Raw genomic sequence first — 15,125 nt, 5'->3', positions numbered from 1 at the left:
ATCGATACTCGATATATATAATTATATTGTATTATCGATACTCGATATTGTCATTGTCAAGTCAATTTTTTATTTCATAGAATGCTAGTTGTGTTATAATTTATTGATCAAACTAATAATCTTGCTTTAACTAAAGGAGTTTAATATGAGAATAATATCCAAAGATAACCTATGTATAAATAGACCATACATAAATTTAAAGAGGCTACCACTAAAAACTTCATTAAGAGTTGGAGAAATTACCGAGGCTGGTTTTAAAGGTACTTATATAATTAATCAACAAACACAAGATTTATCTACTAACGAGGATTACATTCTACAATTCAATCAAGGTATTGAAAAAATAACACTTGATACTGAGTTATTAAATGAACTATTGTTAGTTGAAGTCAATTATTCATCTAAAACCAGTAATAAATCTTCTAAATTTAAGATTTACCTTGTTTTAGATAATATAAAATATTCCCTGCCGTTTAGTTCATTTGGGGATGTTTATGATAACTGTATGGATATCTTAGCTAGAGAACTTAATGGTAAAGAAGAACTAACTTACATAAAAGAAAGTTTTAACAATTTAGAAAATGATGAAATCTTAGTAGATATAAAGTTAAATTTAGAAAGACTACAGGAATTTGAGGATAAGGTAAACTACAAAAGAAATGTTTATTACTTTGTTATAAATAACATAACTTCAGCTACTTCAAAATATGATATTAACACGAGTCCTAAAGAACTCTTAATAAGTGATACTTTAAAAGTTCTAAGATATAACCGTGATACAAGACTTTATATCATTTTAGAACCTATTGATAAAATAACTAAAACAACATTAAATGAAACTGATATTATTTGTAACCTAGGTGAAATTAATTTCCCTACTGTTAGCATATGCACGAGTTATGGACTTGGAAAATTATTAGATGTTAAAAATAATGTTATTCCAAATACCAATACATTATCATTATTTGCAAATATTCTAGATCTAGGTTTAGACGTTTTAAAAAGTGATATATAAAAAGAGCTAGAAATTATTCTAGCTCTTTTTAATGTAAATTATACGATTTTAGTTGTCCACTCTTCACAGTCCCACACATCTGTTACTACATCTTGATAGAAATCTGGTTCATGACAAACTATAAGTATGCTTCCTGCATATTCTTTTAGAGCCCTCTTAAGTTCTGCTTTAGCATCTACATCTAAGTGATTGGTAGGTTCATCTAATATCAATATATTAGTTTCCCTATTTAGGAGTTTCGCAAGTCTTACCTTTGCTTGCTCTCCACCACTTAGTACTGTGAGTTTACTTTCAATATGCTTTGTAGTAAGTCCACATTTGGCAAGTGCTGATCTTACCTGACCTTGTGTAAAACTAGGGAATTCTTGCCAAAATTCTTCAATGCAATTATTGCGGTTGACTCCCTTTATTTCTTGTTCGTAGTATCCTATATACTGATAATCTCCTAAGTTTGTATGACCTGAAAGAGCTTTTATATCACCCATAAGGCTTTTTAATAATGTTGTTTTCCCAACACCATTAGCCCCAGTTAAAGCAATCTTTTGTCCTCTTTCCATATATAAATCTAATGGTTTAGACAATGGAGTATCATAACCAGTAACTAACTCCTTAGTTTTAAATATTATTTTACCTGAAGCTCTTGCAGATTTAAAATCAAACTGAGGTTTTGGTTTATCTTTTGTAACTTCCATTCTATCAATTTTATCTAATTTCTTTTGTCTTGATTTTGCCATTCCACTTGTTGATGCCCTTGCTTTGTTTTTAGCAACAAAAACCTCGAGTCTTGTAATTTCCTTTTGTTGCCTTTCAAAATCTGACTCCATTTGCTTTCTTTTAGCCTCATGAACTCTTAGAAACTCTTCATAAGAACCTATATATCTAGTTAATTTTTTGTTTTCCACATGATATATTATATTTATAGCACCCTTAAGGAATTCAATATCATGGGATATTAAGATGAATGCATTTTCATAATTTTGAAGATATCTCTTAAGCCATTCTACATGGGTCTCGTCCAAAAAGTTTGTAGGCTCATCAAGTAGAAGAACATCTGGAGCTTCTAATAGAAGTTTTGCAAGAAGAATTTTTGTTCTTTGTCCTCCACTTAAATCAGCAACATCATTTTCAAGCCCAACATCTTTAAGTCCAATTCCTGCAGCTACTTCATCTATTTTAGAATCAATACCATAAAATCCATTATTATCAAGTTGATCTTGAATTGTTCCCATTCTATCAAGTAACTTTTCAAGTTCCTCAGGGGTTGCCTCGCCCATTTTATCTGTTACGTCCATCATTTCTTCTTCTAAGTCAAAAAGATATTTAAAAGCGTCCCTTAAAACTTCCCTAATAGTCCTACCTTTTTCCAGAACAGTATGTTGATCCATATATCCAACTCTTACACTACTAGACCATTCAACGTCGCCTTCATCTGGCATAAGAGAACCTGTAATAATGTTCATAAATGTTGATTTACCCTCACCGTTCGCCCCTATAAGCGCTATATGTTCCCCTTTAAGTAATCTAAAAGATACATCTTCAAATATTACTCTGTCCCCAAATCCATGACTCATATTTTTTACTACTAATCTACTCATTTGTATTTCTCCTTAATATTGTATGATTTTATATATTTATAATTTTAATATTCCTTATAGTCATATACTTATTTATTTTTAATAATCAGATGTCATATATACATTTCCATACAAAGAAAATACGTCCAATTTTATCTAAATATCCTTAATTGAAGCTTGTATATAAAAATGACACATATACAAGTGTAATTTATAATCGCTCTTATGTCAAAACAATTTTATGATTTTATATTACAAACTTAAGCAATGTGTTATACTACTATAGATAAATAACTTGATAATTTGTTATTTAAAATAACTTTACGACCCCAAGAATACAGGAGGGATTTAAAATGGCTTGTAAATTTTACTTATATAAAGGTAAAGGTAGAAATTCAGAAACTGGACACCTTTGGATATATTCTAATGAAATCGAAAAATTTGATGGTGATTACGTAAATGGAGACATAGTTGAAATATACAATTTTAGAAATGAGTTTATAGGAAAAGGTTTCATAAATGATGTTTCTAAAATTGCTATAAGAATAATGACAAGAGATATACACGAAGAAATAGATGAAGAGTTTTTTAGAAGAAAACTTGCTGCTGCTTGGAAGTATAGACAGACCGTTATAGACACATCTAGCTGTAGATTCTTGTTTGGAGAAGCAGATTTTGTACCAGGAATGATAATCGACAAATATGAAGATTATTACGTTATCCAGTCTTTAGCATTAGGAATAGATAAATATAAGGATATAGTTGTTAAACTACTAATGGAAGAATATAATGCAAAAGGTGTCTATGAGAGAAGTGATGCTAAAGTACGCGAACTTGAAGGAATGGAAAAAACAACAGGATTCTTAACCGAGCCTTTTGAAACTACTATAGAAATTATTGAAAATGGAGTTAAATATTATGTAGATATTGCAAATGGTCAAAAAACCGGATTTTTCTTAGATCAAAAAGAAAACAGGGCTGCTATCCATAGATTATGCAAGGATGCTGATGTTTTGGATTGTTTTACTCACACAGGTTCATTTGCGCTTAATGCAGGTATAGCTGGTGCTAAAAGCGTACTTGGAGTAGACATTTCTGAATATGCAGTTGAATGCTGTAGAAAAAATGCGCAGCTTAATGGATTGTCGGACACTGTTAAATTCGAATGCCATAACGCCTTTGATATTCTAAGGGAATGGTCAAGAGACAAAAGACAATATGATGTAGTAATTCTAGATCCTCCCGCATTTTCAAAGTCACGTTCGACTATAGATGGTGCTACAAGAGGATATAAAGAAATTAATTTGCGTGGTATTAAATTGGTTAAACCGGGCGGATTTTTTGTAACTTGCTCTTGCTCTCATTTTATGTATCCTGATTTATTTAGAGATACAATTGCTGATGCAGCAGTAGATGCTAAAAGAACACTTAGACAGGTAGAATTCAGAACTCAGGCATCAGATCACCCAATATTATGGAATTCTGATGAATCTTATTACTTAAAATTCTACATATTCCAAGTGGTTTAACGTAATCAAAGTATATATTACTCCAGATGCTCTTACTTCGCTAAGAAATTCTAAAATTTAGTTTATTTGCATTTGCTAAACAACACAAACTCGATATCGCTCAAACATGTGTTGTTCTTCACGCAAACACAAAAAAACTAAATTAGAATTACTAAGGCTTGTTCGAATGCATTTTACGTAATATATACTTTTTTATTGCGTTTAAATCCTATTTTCATTGATATAATACATTTATAAATACATAATTTAATAAATGAAATTATAGTAATGTTTTTTATATACCGCGCCTATTTCCCATAAACTCTTTAATTATGATTTTACTACATTATAATATAATTCCATCCTTGTATTCTGGTACAATGTCTATGATATCTTTTTTGCAGCAGTATTCTAAGTCTGCTAAAAGACCTAACTTCGTAATTGTTTTGTAGTGACTAGCATATCTTATAAAACTATGGATATCCTCATTGTTTTTATAAATGTAATGAGAAGTTACAGCTATGTCTGTTAATTCCACTTCTACTAGTTTTAGAACACAATCTATTATGTACCCACTACACAGAAAATCATCTATAGAAAATTCACCGTAAGTCCCCGCATTAACTATTACAACGTCTTTGTTTAATGTAACTATTCTACTTGCAGTAGCCTTGGCATTAATCATTGCCCCTATTAGGATGCTATGCGCTCCTACGCAGCCTTTTATAGCTTTAGTACCATTAGTAGTAGTCATAACAAGTGTTTTGCCTTCAATGGACTCTCTTGTGTATTCAAGTGGCGAGTTAGAATAATGAAACCCCTCTATCTTTAATGCGTTTCTCTCTCCGCCAAGCATAAACTCCTCTTTACTACTTTTCACAATTCCAGCTGCATCTTCAACTGTTAAAACAGGAATTACACCCTTGCATCCGTTATTAAGCGCAGTAGTTATAACGCTAGTTGCACGAAGCATATCTATCACAACCACTGTTTTATCTTTTATCTTATCTTTTTTTATATCATCTGCTGAAACTATTATATCTATTTTCATGTGTTTGTCCTCCTTTAGTAATATTGCAGCTACAACTGGATTATTTAGTTGTTGAACTTATAGCTATTATTTCTGATCTCTTTAATAGAAAATATAATAATTAGTATATTTATAATTATATCAAATGAACTCCCAACAAGCCCTTGCTCTACAATATTTAATCTTGTAATGCTCAATCTATAACAAATAACAATAGCTATCATTATAAAAATTGTATCTATAGAATAATATGTGATAAACCATTTCAGATTTAATGGGTTTATTTTATTTAGAATTAATATTACTCCACCATAAATTATAATTATAATATTTAAAATATATATCAAAACAAAAATATTGCTATTTTGACTTAATGATAACAGTACATATATAGGCTTGAATACCAACATTAGAGAAATTAATAAAATACAGATAGTTTTCATTACGCTTTTCATTGTATTCACATCTCCCCCTATTAATATTAATTTATCATATACTACAAAGAAAGACCTCAGCCGGAGTATAAATCTCTCCACCTGAAGTCTTTACCACATCACCCCAGGTGATGTCCCTTTGCAATACCCTCTTTTTTCATAGAGGATGCTATCAAAAGTATATATTGCGCAGAATGCGTTCGAGCAAGCTTTAGTAATTCTTAATTTATTTTATTTTCAGTTGCGTAAAGAAAAATGCATGTTTGAGCGACAGCGAGTTTGCATTTTTTAGCAACTGAAAATAAAATAAATTTTAGAATTACTTAGCGCAGCGAGCGCATTCCAGCAATATATACTTTTCAATTTACTCAACCTTGTTTTCTTTCCATATTAGGAAAGCTATAAGGAATACAGAAGCATCCTTAAAGTCCCTTATATCAAAATTTGTTTCTTTTTTGATCTTATCTAATCTATATATCAATGTATTTCTGTGAACATATAGTTTCCTAGCAGCATCGCTGATATTAAGACCACAACTTACAAACTGCTCAATAGTTACTATCATTTCACTATCAAAAGCATCAAATTTATCTTTTAACATAAATAAGAGTTCCTGCTTAATTTTGCTTTCTACGTTGTATACAATTTTCTCAAATAACATTTTATTGTAACTAAATATATGATCTTTTATATCAAATTTTTTCCCAAGATCCATACATTGAACTGCTTCCACATAAGCTTTCTTAATTCCCACTGCATCAAATGCTCTCTCACCATAACTTACATAACACTTACAATATAAATCTGATGAGATAGATTCTTTTATACTCTGCGCATGTTCTTCTGTTTCAGCAAAGTCACCAATTACAATTATATTATCGTTATATATCAAACTTATAACTGGCTCATTATCATATATTTGTTTTATGACATTAAGAGATTCATATTTGCTTCCATCTACACTTATTAATAGGATAAAACACCCCTCTTTAAGAAAAGGCAAATTCAGATTAATATTGTCAACAGAAATTTCTCTATTTTCCAGGATATCAATAACTGATTGTTCTTTAGTTAAAAAATTCTGGGTATATTTATTTTCAATTGTGTATTTAAGCAAAGATGTACAATTTTCATACTGCTTTTCTAAACTAATTATGCCTTTAGTACGCCCAAGCATAATAGTGAATTTAGTAATATGTGAACTTTCAATATCTAAGTCACTAATATATAGTGCTGTACCATCTTCCGTAATTACATTAAATGGTATATTCGAAGATTGACTTAAATCCTTCAGAAATTCAGTAAAATTGTACATACTCTGTTTCCTCCTATATTACTGTGTTTTCAGTTTCTTTATCAAATATATGAATTTTACTAGCATCTAAAGCGATCTTAATTTTATCTCCAACTACTGCTTTAGAAGTACCATTAACTCTAGCTACAATATTTGTATTTCCTTTTACCATATATATATTAGTATCTGCTCCCATGTTCTCTGTAACCTCAACCTTAGCCTCTATTACTGACTCTTTATGTTCTTCAATAAATTCAACACCATCATCAATATCTTCTGGTCTTATCCCCATTATAACATTTTTACCTATATATGCTCCTTCTTTTACAATTGCAGCTTTATCTTTTGGTAATATTATAGTCTCATTATCAAATAAAAGTACAACTTCGCCGTCTTTCTCTTCAACTTTGGCTTCCATAAAGTTCATTTGAGGACTTCCTATAAATCCAGCAACAAACATATTAACTGGGTGCTCATAAATGTTATGAGGAGTATCTACTTGCTGAGCTAAACCATCTTTCATTACAACTATTCTTGTTCCCATAGTCATAGCTTCTGTTTGGTCATGAGTTACATATATAAATGTTGTTTGAAGTTTGTGATGAAGTTTTGATATTTCTGTTCTCATCTGAACTCTAAGTTTAGCATCCAAATTTGATAGTGGTTCATCCATCAAGAATACCTTTGGATTTCTAACTATTGCTCTTCCAAGTGCTACCCTTTGTCTTTGTCCACCTGATAATGCTTTTGGTTTTCTATCAAGTAAATGTTCTATATCAAGTACTTTAGCAACATCTGTAACTTTCTGTTTTATTTGATCTTTTGGCATTTTTCTAAGTTTTAAACCGAATGCCATGTTATCATATACAGTCATATGAGGATATAAAGCATAATTCTGGAATACCATGGCAATATCTCTATCTTTAGGTGCAACATCATTTACAATTTTATCGCCAATGTATACTTCACCTTGTGATATCTCTTCAAGGCCTGCTATCATTCTTAAAGTTGTTGATTTACCACAACCTGATGGTCCTACGAATACTATAAATTCTTTATCTTCTATTTCAAGATTAAAATCCTTAACCGCTGTTACATTCCCATCATAAACTTTGTATATGTGCCTTAATGATAAACTTGACATAATATATACCCCCTACAAATTTAATTTAAATGCTATTCAATATACTTATTGTAATCCTTTAAATCATTTTTATCTATTCCCAAAACCCCCAAAAGTATTTAAGTTAATTTGTAGAAAGATACAAACGTATTTTATTGCTTTTAGAACCTATTGCTTAAATTCCATCCCTTGATATAAATCTAATTCTTTTAGTCTATTATCTATTGAATTTAATACTTCCCACTTTTTAAGGCTCCACATAGGGCCTATTAAAAGATCCCTTGGTGCATCACCTGTTAACCTGTGAATAACCATAGGAGGTGGAAGCATAGTAATAGCAGTGCAAATCATATCTACATACTCCTCTTGATTTAGAAACTTAAGCTTTCCCTGTTTATAAAGTTCCACCATAGGAGTATCTTCCATAAGGTGAAGCAAATGCATTTTTATTCCTTTTATATCTTTGTGTGCAACATAGTCTATTGTTTTTAGCATCTCTTCCTTACTTTCTCCCGGAAGTCCGAAAATAGTGTGTACAACAACATCAATATTTCTTTTATTAAGCTCACTTAGAGCCTCTTCAAACTTTGACAATTTATATCCTCGATTAATGATCTTTGCACTTTCATCACTAAAAGTTTGGAGCCCCAGTTCTACCCAAGTGTACACTCTATTAGAATATTCCTCTATTAGGTTTAATACCTCACTACCCAGGCAATCAGGCCTGGTAGCTATAGCAAGCGCCACTGTACCCTCTTGAGACACTGCTTCCTCGTATTTTTCTCTTAACACCTCTATACTCGCATAAGTATTTGTATATGCCTGAAAATATGCTATATATTTTTTTGATTTCCATTTTTTACTCATCATTATTTTTATATCCTCAAATTGCTTTGTTATAGAATACATTCTATCACCAGCGAAATCTCCAGATCCTCTTGCGCTACAAAACAAACATCCCCCGTGGCTAACTGTTCCATCTCTATTAGGGCACGAAAATCCAGCGTCAAGTGCAATCTTAAAAACTTTGTCGCCAAACTTTTCCCTTAAGAAATAATTTAAATTATGATACCTTTTTTCGTTCCAAGTTTTCATCGCTGATCTCTTCCCTTCTTTACTAAAATACCAACCAACAAAAAAACTAGCCTATAGACTAGTTTTTGTTTACTAATGAAGTCCTATTCTAATTATACCTTATAGATTATATATAGTGTTTAAATTATAATTTATCTACAGTAAATTCCTTTAAATCTAATTTCCATTTACCAACAATATCTGTTTCCGCGCCACTAATATTAGATTTAGAGACCACCTCATAAGTCATACTATCCTCTCCAAAAGACGAAAATAATATATCAACTTTATCTGATGGATAATCTTTTTCAAAATCAACAGAGATCATATCGCCATTATCTACTTCATAAACTCTAATATATTTCCCTTCTTTTCCCTTGTCATATTGAACAAGCAAAAATTTTTCATCTAAGGAAAATGTCATAAACTCCACTTTACAGTCAATCAATAAATCTAATGGAATTAGCTCCTTTCCAATTGGTTTTTCTTTGGCCATTACACCAGACCCTTCAGTCCCTCCCGACTGTTCTGTTGAACTTGAAGGATTTGCTGCAACCGCTAGTGATTCATCAATATATACAATTCCTATAAATGAATTTTTATCATAAGTACTAATTGCTAACTTATCTCCTTCATAGCTAAAATTTATGGAACTATATTGTTTTATCGGCACCAACATCTTATACAACTTCGCGGCATCCTCATTTGAGTATGTGTATTTAGGAAGTCCACTTTTATCAATAATTAAATTAGTTTTCACATTTTTCTTATCGCGAAATCTAATACCAATGCTCTCTACAAAAGCTTCTTTTTCTGGTGAACTAGTAATTTCATTTACTTTGTATTCAGCCCCATCCTTAACAACTTTTATAGAATATTCATCTAGGCATGACAATGGCTTCTCAATGGATGTCCTTGTAACTCTCACCTTAAAAACTCCACTTCTACCAACCTCATTAGTTTCTGTAACTTTATATCCCTTTATCTTAATGTCACTTATTGGCATATTAGGTGTCTTTTTCATTAACTCCTTTGTGTATAGTTTTTTACCATTTTCGTAATCACCCTTCATTATAAAGCCCATATAACTTTCAACTACATTAGTTGCAGTTTCAATTTCAAAAGCATTAACTTTTGTACTTTCTTCCTCTTTCTTCATGCAACTCGTCGAAGACAAAACAAATAAGAATATTAATAAACAACTTAAAAGCCTTTTCAATTTCTTCACTCCCTTTAATAAAATTTAAAATCAGACAAATTGTTTAATTATAGCTTTCCTCTAAATAAATATTTAATTTACTAAATTTTTATTTATTATTTGTTATTTAAATCAATTTTATTATTATTTTGTATACAACTCACATATATTTATAAATACAAGCATCTAATTTAATATGCCCTTAAATCAATAATTTTATGGAGGAGATACTTTGAAAAAAATAATTGGCCCAATATTTCAAACTGCAGCTGTATTTATCGGTACTATAGTAGGTGCCGGTCTGGCCTCAGGACAGGAAATAACTCAATTTTTCAGTACTTATGGATATGTAAGTTTCTTTGGAATTCTAATATGCGGCCTAATTTATATTGTAATAAGCTCTATTATAATTTCTATTAGTATAAAACATAAACTTAGTTCCTATACCGAACTTATAAACCTTGTAAGCCCAGGTTTTTTCGGCGTAATTACGGACATTTTTACAAGCTTTTTCTTAGTTAGTGGAGCTGCTATAATCTTAGCAGGAAGCGGTGCACTTCTTCATCAATACTTCGGTGTTTCGAAATTTGTAGGAATTTTAATTATGTCCACAATATCTTTATATACACTACTTAAGGGTACCAAAGGCTTAATCACAATAAATTCTTTTATAGTTCCATGCCTAACTACAATTATTGTAACTATATTCGTTTTATATCTAATATTTTACAAAGATATGGTAAGCGCCTCCTATATTAAACAAATTCCATCTTATAAAAATAATATTATCCCAGCTCAATGGTTTATTTCTGCCCTTCTATATGCTAGTTTTAATATGCTATGTTGTAGTGGAGTCCTAGTTCCAATTAGTCAAGAAATAAAACGCAAACGTATTCTTATTCCCGGAGTTATCTTAGGCGCTGTAGTCCTAACAATATTGTGTTATTTAGTAAACATAATGCTTTTATTAAACATACCACAAATTTTCAAATATGAAATTCCCCTTATGTATATAACTCACCGTTTTGGAACACTACTACAGATTTTTCTACTAGTTGTAATTTGGTGTGAAATGTTTTCAACTGAAGTTTCTGATATATACAGTGTAGGAAAAACCCTAGAGAAGAAATTTAATATATCTTATAAAAAAGCGGTGGTACTTATACTTATTGTGGCATTGCCTATTTCTCAAGTTGGCTTTAGGAATTTAATTAAATTCCTATATCCTGGTTTTGGTGTTATAAGTCTTATTTTTCTAATTCAATGTTTAATATTTTATAGAAAAACTACTAAAAAACTCAATTGACATTATATATATTGGACTGTACAATCTTATATGATATAAGGTACATGAAATTATAAGTCAAGGAGATAACAATGATAAATAAAGCTAAGGTTACATTAAATAATTCATGTTTTTTAAACCTGCTAGAAAAATGTAATTTATGTCCTAGGAAATGTTCTGTTAATAGATCAGATGGTGAGGTAGGCTTTTGTAATGCAACAAGCGAAGTTGAAATAGCTAAAGTAACTCTTCACCACTGGGAGGAACCATGCATTTCAGGTTCGAATGGATCTGGAGTTGTATTTTTTTCACATTGCAATTTGCACTGTGTATTTTGTCAAAATCATAAAATAAGCCAGGTCGGATATGGAAAAATAGTGTCTATAAATCGGCTTAGTGAAATTTTTCTAGAGCAACAATTACGAGGTGCGCTTAATATAAATTTAGTTACACCTTCTCACTATGTTCCCCAGATAATCGAGGCTCTAAAACTTGCTAAAGGTTATGGACTTAATATTCCCATTTTATATAATTCAAATGGATACGAAAATATAAATACCATTAAAGCCTTAAGAGGTTTTATTGATGTTTATTTACCAGACTTAAAATATTATAAAGATAAATATGCTCTCAAATATTCTAACTCTCCTAATTATTTTGCTACTGCTTGCAAAGTTATTACTGAAATGGTTTCACAAGTGGGAGTTGCTAAATTTGATAACGATGGGATAATTCAAAACGGGGTAATAATTAGGCACCTAATGCTACCCGGACTATTATTCGACTCTAAAAAAATAATTGATTATATATACTCTACATTTAATGACACCGTATATATAAGTTTAATGAATCAATATACACCTATGTATAATTCATTTAAATACCCTGAAATAAATAAAGTAGTAAACCCTAATCATTATGACGCTCTAATAAACTACTGCGTATCCATCGGCATCACCAAGTGTTTTATCCAGGAAAGCGGAACCTCCTCTAAATCCTATGTTCCTGATTTTGACTTAAGCGGAGTATAAATTAAAATCTATATTCCATTTAAACAAAAGGTCGCCATGATTTTAATCATGGCGACCTTTTGTTTAAATAATCATTCCGTATAAGAAATAATCTTAATTTTATCTAAATTGAATTTTCGACTCCTAAAAGAAAAATATAATATAAAAGCAAATAATATAGCTGCAAGAACATCTGCAAAATAATGTTGTTTTATAAACATGGTAGACAAAATTATGGAACCAGACATAATAACACAGGTTGCCTTTATCCATCTAGAAACTTTTTCTGACACACAAATATATATTCCTATTAACATAGAGTTTAAAACATGAATACTCGGAAAACAGTTATATGGATTATCCGCAGCATACAAATTTAATACTAAATCACTTAAAAAATCAGTTCCCGTTACCATCGGCCTTGGAACATGTGTTGGATAAAAATAATATATTATATAACATGTAATCATGCCGATATTTAAAGTTATAAGTAATTTAAAATACCTTTCTTTATCCAATATACATAAGACGACAGTAAAAATCGCTATAAATACATACCAAGACACATAAGGTATTATAAAAATTTTATTAAAGGGAATTATTTTATCCACAAATGTGTAGACAGAGTTAGTCTCTCCTCTATATTGGTTGAGTAATGGATAAGTCAAACTTATGATTGGTATGCTTAATCCCAGTAATCCTCTTTTAATGACCTCTCTCCATTCATAAGTAACAACCTTGTTTTGTAATTGTTCCATTTATTTTCTCCTAACTCCTTCTATATCTTATATTTTTTTAAATCATCTTTAAATGAGCTTGTTATCTTTTTAAATTCAGATATACTCTCTATTAACTTCTTTATTTCATTTGTATAACTTGCAACACTTGCACTTACCTCTTCAGAAGATGCAGAATTTTCCTCGGCAATTGCAGCTAAAGACTCTATTGTTTCATATATGTTTGCGATAGATTTTGCTTCTCTATCTAAATCAGTTATTGTATTTATCATTGCTGTTGAAACTGTTCTAACAGACATTGTAGCTTCGTAGCTTATATCTCTTACTTCTTCTAGTCCTTTAGTTTCATTTTGTAGAATATCATACTGTTCACCAATTTTGTTAACAAGTGTGTTTATGTCCTTAACAAACTCAATTAAATTAGTATTGATTTCTTCTACAGCGCTCTTAGACTGTTCTGCAAGCTTTCTAACTTCATCTGCCACTACTGCAAACCCACGTCCTTGTTCGCCCGCTCTGGCAGCCTCTATAGACGCATTTAGTGCAAGTAGATTAGTTTGCTCTGAAATTTGTGAAACAATTGATACTATTCCAGTTATGTCATGAGCTTTTGTTTCAAGACTTATACCATTATCCTTAACCTCTTGAAACTTTTCTAAGGTTCCAAGTATGGTTTTACTTGTACGATCAACGCTTTCATAACTATTATTTATCTTCTCAATAGCTTTCTCAAGTTCATCTTTATTATCATTTTCATTTTTAACGATATCCTTAAGTGATCTAATATTATCATTTAATATCAAAACAGCGTTTTCAGTATCTTCTGCTTGACTTACTGAGCAGCTAGCCATTTCTTCCACTACTCCCGATATGTCCTCAGATGTATTGTTCATAGTATGAGAAATTTTATTTATATTATCAGCAAAAGTATCCATTTCATCAGTTACACCTTTAAACTGAACAAAATCTGCTCTAAATCCTTTTTTATATAACTTAAGCCTTTTGTATAACTCCTCATACCCATCTCCAGTAACTATATCTCCATCTTCTACATAATTGCTACTATTGATCTGATCTATAGTTTCTAAAATTAGTTTTGTAGGTCTTCCCATTATAAAAGATGCTAATATTGATGATGCCCCTGAGATTACCGCAAGTGCTAATACCTTTATAATATTATCTGGCCCAACTACGAGAAGCGCTCCTAATAAAGCTATTATAAATGTTAATAGACCTACCTTACCATGTACGCTCTTTATAAACCCTAGAGATAATATTTTATTGATTTTATATGTTTTTTTATAATAAATATCTTTCTCAAATGTCAGCTTTAAACTTAGGCTGTCTGCTGTTTTTTCTAATTGCTCTATTTTAATTTTTTCATTGAAGTATTCACAAGTACCATCTAAAAGGCCTAAAAAATAATCAAACATCGCTCTCTTAGAATTATAAGTGAAAATAGCCTCACGACTAGATATGGGTGTTATACCTACTAGTGGTGGTTTAGCCCCAGCAAACTTCTTTGTCATTGCCACATGTATATCAAATAGCGATTTCAAAAATGTATATACATTTTCTGTGTGAAAAAACGCAGGAAAATCTCTATGAAACGCGCTCAAATTATCTTTTCCTATAATTCTCCACAATTCCTCAATAGGTATGTTTTGCTCCTTTGATATATTCCCAATTACATTTTTAACTTGTCCATCATCTACAGTCTCAATAGGCGAAAATATCTTGCGAGGATTCCACCCCACAGACTTCATTGCCTCATTAACTACATCATCACTATAAAGTTTTCTACAAGTTTTCATCCATGTAGCTACTACTGTTCCTTTCATTA

General features: G+C 30.8%; 13 protein-coding genes. 4 read left to right on the top strand and 9 right to left on the bottom strand.

Translation table 11 applies throughout. The features are described 5' to 3' along the window. Positions 1 to 145 precede the first annotated feature (145 nt). Positions 146 to 1,015, top strand: a complete 870-nt coding sequence (locus KPL55_RS03545) for a hypothetical protein (protein WP_216305338.1) — start codon at positions 146 to 148, stop codon at positions 1,013 to 1,015. 38 nt (positions 1,016 to 1,053) lie between these two features. Here KPL55_RS03545 and KPL55_RS03540 read toward each other — a convergent pair whose 3' ends face one another. Next, complete coding sequence (locus KPL55_RS03540; RefSeq protein ID WP_216305337.1) at positions 1,054 to 2,610, bottom strand: ABC-F family ATP-binding cassette domain-containing protein; 1,557 nt, start codon at positions 2,608 to 2,610, stop codon at positions 1,054 to 1,056. A 332-nt stretch (positions 2,611 to 2,942) separates the two neighbouring features. On the opposite strand from KPL55_RS03540, the gene KPL55_RS03535 reads away from it, so the two are divergent. Further along, a complete protein-coding gene (locus KPL55_RS03535; RefSeq protein WP_216305336.1) occupies positions 2,943 to 4,118 on the top strand; it encodes a class I SAM-dependent rRNA methyltransferase in 1,176 nt (391 codons plus the stop codon). A 325-nt stretch (positions 4,119 to 4,443) separates the two neighbouring features. On the opposite strand, the gene KPL55_RS03530 is transcribed toward KPL55_RS03535, so the two are convergent. The 6 genes from KPL55_RS03530 to KPL55_RS03505 all read right to left on the bottom strand — a co-directional run bounded on the left by KPL55_RS03530 (position 4,444) and on the right by KPL55_RS03505 (position 10,271). After that, entirely contained in the window at positions 4,444 to 5,148 is a 705-nt protein-coding gene (locus KPL55_RS03530; protein WP_216305335.1) for a 2-phosphosulfolactate phosphatase family protein, read from the bottom strand. A gap of 44 nt (positions 5,149 to 5,192) precedes the next feature. Beyond that, complete coding sequence (locus KPL55_RS03525; RefSeq protein WP_216305334.1) at positions 5,193 to 5,591, bottom strand: hypothetical protein; 399 nt, start codon at positions 5,589 to 5,591, stop codon at positions 5,193 to 5,195. 334 nt (positions 5,592 to 5,925) lie between these two features. Further along, positions 5,926 to 6,876, bottom strand: coding sequence for a PucR family transcriptional regulator (locus tag KPL55_RS03520; RefSeq protein WP_216305333.1), 951 nt, complete (start codon positions 6,874 to 6,876; stop codon positions 5,926 to 5,928). Positions 6,877 to 6,889: 13 nt separating this feature from the next. Then, positions 6,890 to 7,999, bottom strand: a complete 1,110-nt coding sequence (locus KPL55_RS03515; protein ID WP_216305332.1) for an ABC transporter ATP-binding protein — start codon at positions 7,997 to 7,999, stop codon at positions 6,890 to 6,892. A 147-nt stretch (positions 8,000 to 8,146) separates the two neighbouring features. Next, positions 8,147 to 9,073, bottom strand: a complete 927-nt coding sequence (gene mnmL, locus KPL55_RS03510) for a tRNA modification radical SAM protein MnmL/YtqA (protein WP_216305331.1) — start codon at positions 9,071 to 9,073, stop codon at positions 8,147 to 8,149. A gap of 124 nt (positions 9,074 to 9,197) precedes the next feature. Next, entirely contained in the window at positions 9,198 to 10,271 is a 1,074-nt protein-coding gene (locus KPL55_RS03505) for a hypothetical protein (RefSeq protein ID WP_216305330.1), read from the bottom strand. 211 nt (positions 10,272 to 10,482) lie between these two features. Here KPL55_RS03505 and KPL55_RS03500 point away from each other — a divergent pair, with 211 nt between their 5' ends. Continuing rightward, the gene (locus tag KPL55_RS03500) at positions 10,483 to 11,556 is read left to right on the top strand and encodes a YkvI family membrane protein (protein WP_216305329.1); all 1,074 of its coding nucleotides are present in this window, start codon (positions 10,483 to 10,485) and stop codon (positions 11,554 to 11,556) included. A 71-nt stretch (positions 11,557 to 11,627) separates the two neighbouring features. Next, positions 11,628 to 12,566, top strand: a complete 939-nt coding sequence (locus KPL55_RS03495) for a radical SAM protein (RefSeq protein WP_216305328.1) — start codon at positions 11,628 to 11,630, stop codon at positions 12,564 to 12,566. A 71-nt stretch (positions 12,567 to 12,637) separates the two neighbouring features. Here KPL55_RS03495 and KPL55_RS03490 read toward each other — a convergent pair whose 3' ends face one another. Both KPL55_RS03490 and KPL55_RS03485 read right to left on the bottom strand, forming a co-directional pair. Further along, positions 12,638 to 13,303, bottom strand: a complete 666-nt coding sequence (locus KPL55_RS03490; RefSeq protein ID WP_216305327.1) for a phosphatase PAP2 family protein — start codon at positions 13,301 to 13,303, stop codon at positions 12,638 to 12,640. Between the two features lie 20 nt (positions 13,304 to 13,323). Continuing rightward, positions 13,324 to 15,123, bottom strand: coding sequence for a heme NO-binding domain-containing protein (locus KPL55_RS03485; protein WP_216305326.1), 1,800 nt, complete (start codon positions 15,121 to 15,123; stop codon positions 13,324 to 13,326). Between the last annotated feature and the right edge of the window lie 2 nt (positions 15,124 to 15,125).

It is taken from the genome of Clostridium lacusfryxellense (genome assembly GCF_018861735.1).
In the GTDB taxonomy this organism is placed as follows: Bacteria; Bacillota; Clostridia; order Clostridiales; family Clostridiaceae; genus Clostridium_AD; species Clostridium_AD lacusfryxellense.
Note: the sequence above shows the minus strand (reverse complement) of the source record. Positions and strands in the feature narration are given on the sequence as shown.

What these genes read in the sequence shown, in the direction of transcription:
- KPL55_RS03520 (WP_216305333.1), bottom strand. Translation starts at nt 6,876, where the DNA reads ATGTACAATTTTACTGAATTTCTGAAGGATTTAAGTCAATCTTCGAAT.
- KPL55_RS03530 (WP_216305335.1), bottom strand. Translation starts at nt 5,148, where the DNA reads ATGAAAATAGATATAATAGTTTCAGCAGATGATATAAAAAAAGATAAG.
- KPL55_RS03485 (WP_216305326.1), bottom strand. Translation starts at nt 15,123, where the DNA reads ATGAAAGGAACAGTAGTAGCTACATGGATGAAAACTTGTAGAAAACTT.
- KPL55_RS03495 (WP_216305328.1), top strand. Translation starts at nt 11,628, where the DNA reads ATGATAAATAAAGCTAAGGTTACATTAAATAATTCATGTTTTTTAAAC.
- KPL55_RS03515 (WP_216305332.1), bottom strand. Translation starts at nt 7,999, where the DNA reads ATGTCAAGTTTATCATTAAGGCACATATACAAAGTTTATGATGGGAAT.
- KPL55_RS03545 (WP_216305338.1), top strand. Translation starts at nt 146, where the DNA reads ATGAGAATAATATCCAAAGATAACCTATGTATAAATAGACCATACATA.
- mnmL (WP_216305331.1), bottom strand. Translation starts at nt 9,073, where the DNA reads ATGAAAACTTGGAACGAAAAAAGGTATCATAATTTAAATTATTTCTTA.
- KPL55_RS03535 (WP_216305336.1), top strand. Translation starts at nt 2,943, where the DNA reads ATGGCTTGTAAATTTTACTTATATAAAGGTAAAGGTAGAAATTCAGAA.
- KPL55_RS03540 (WP_216305337.1), bottom strand. Translation starts at nt 2,610, where the DNA reads ATGAGTAGATTAGTAGTAAAAAATATGAGTCATGGATTTGGGGACAGA.
- KPL55_RS03490 (WP_216305327.1), bottom strand. Translation starts at nt 13,303, where the DNA reads ATGGAACAATTACAAAACAAGGTTGTTACTTATGAATGGAGAGAGGTC.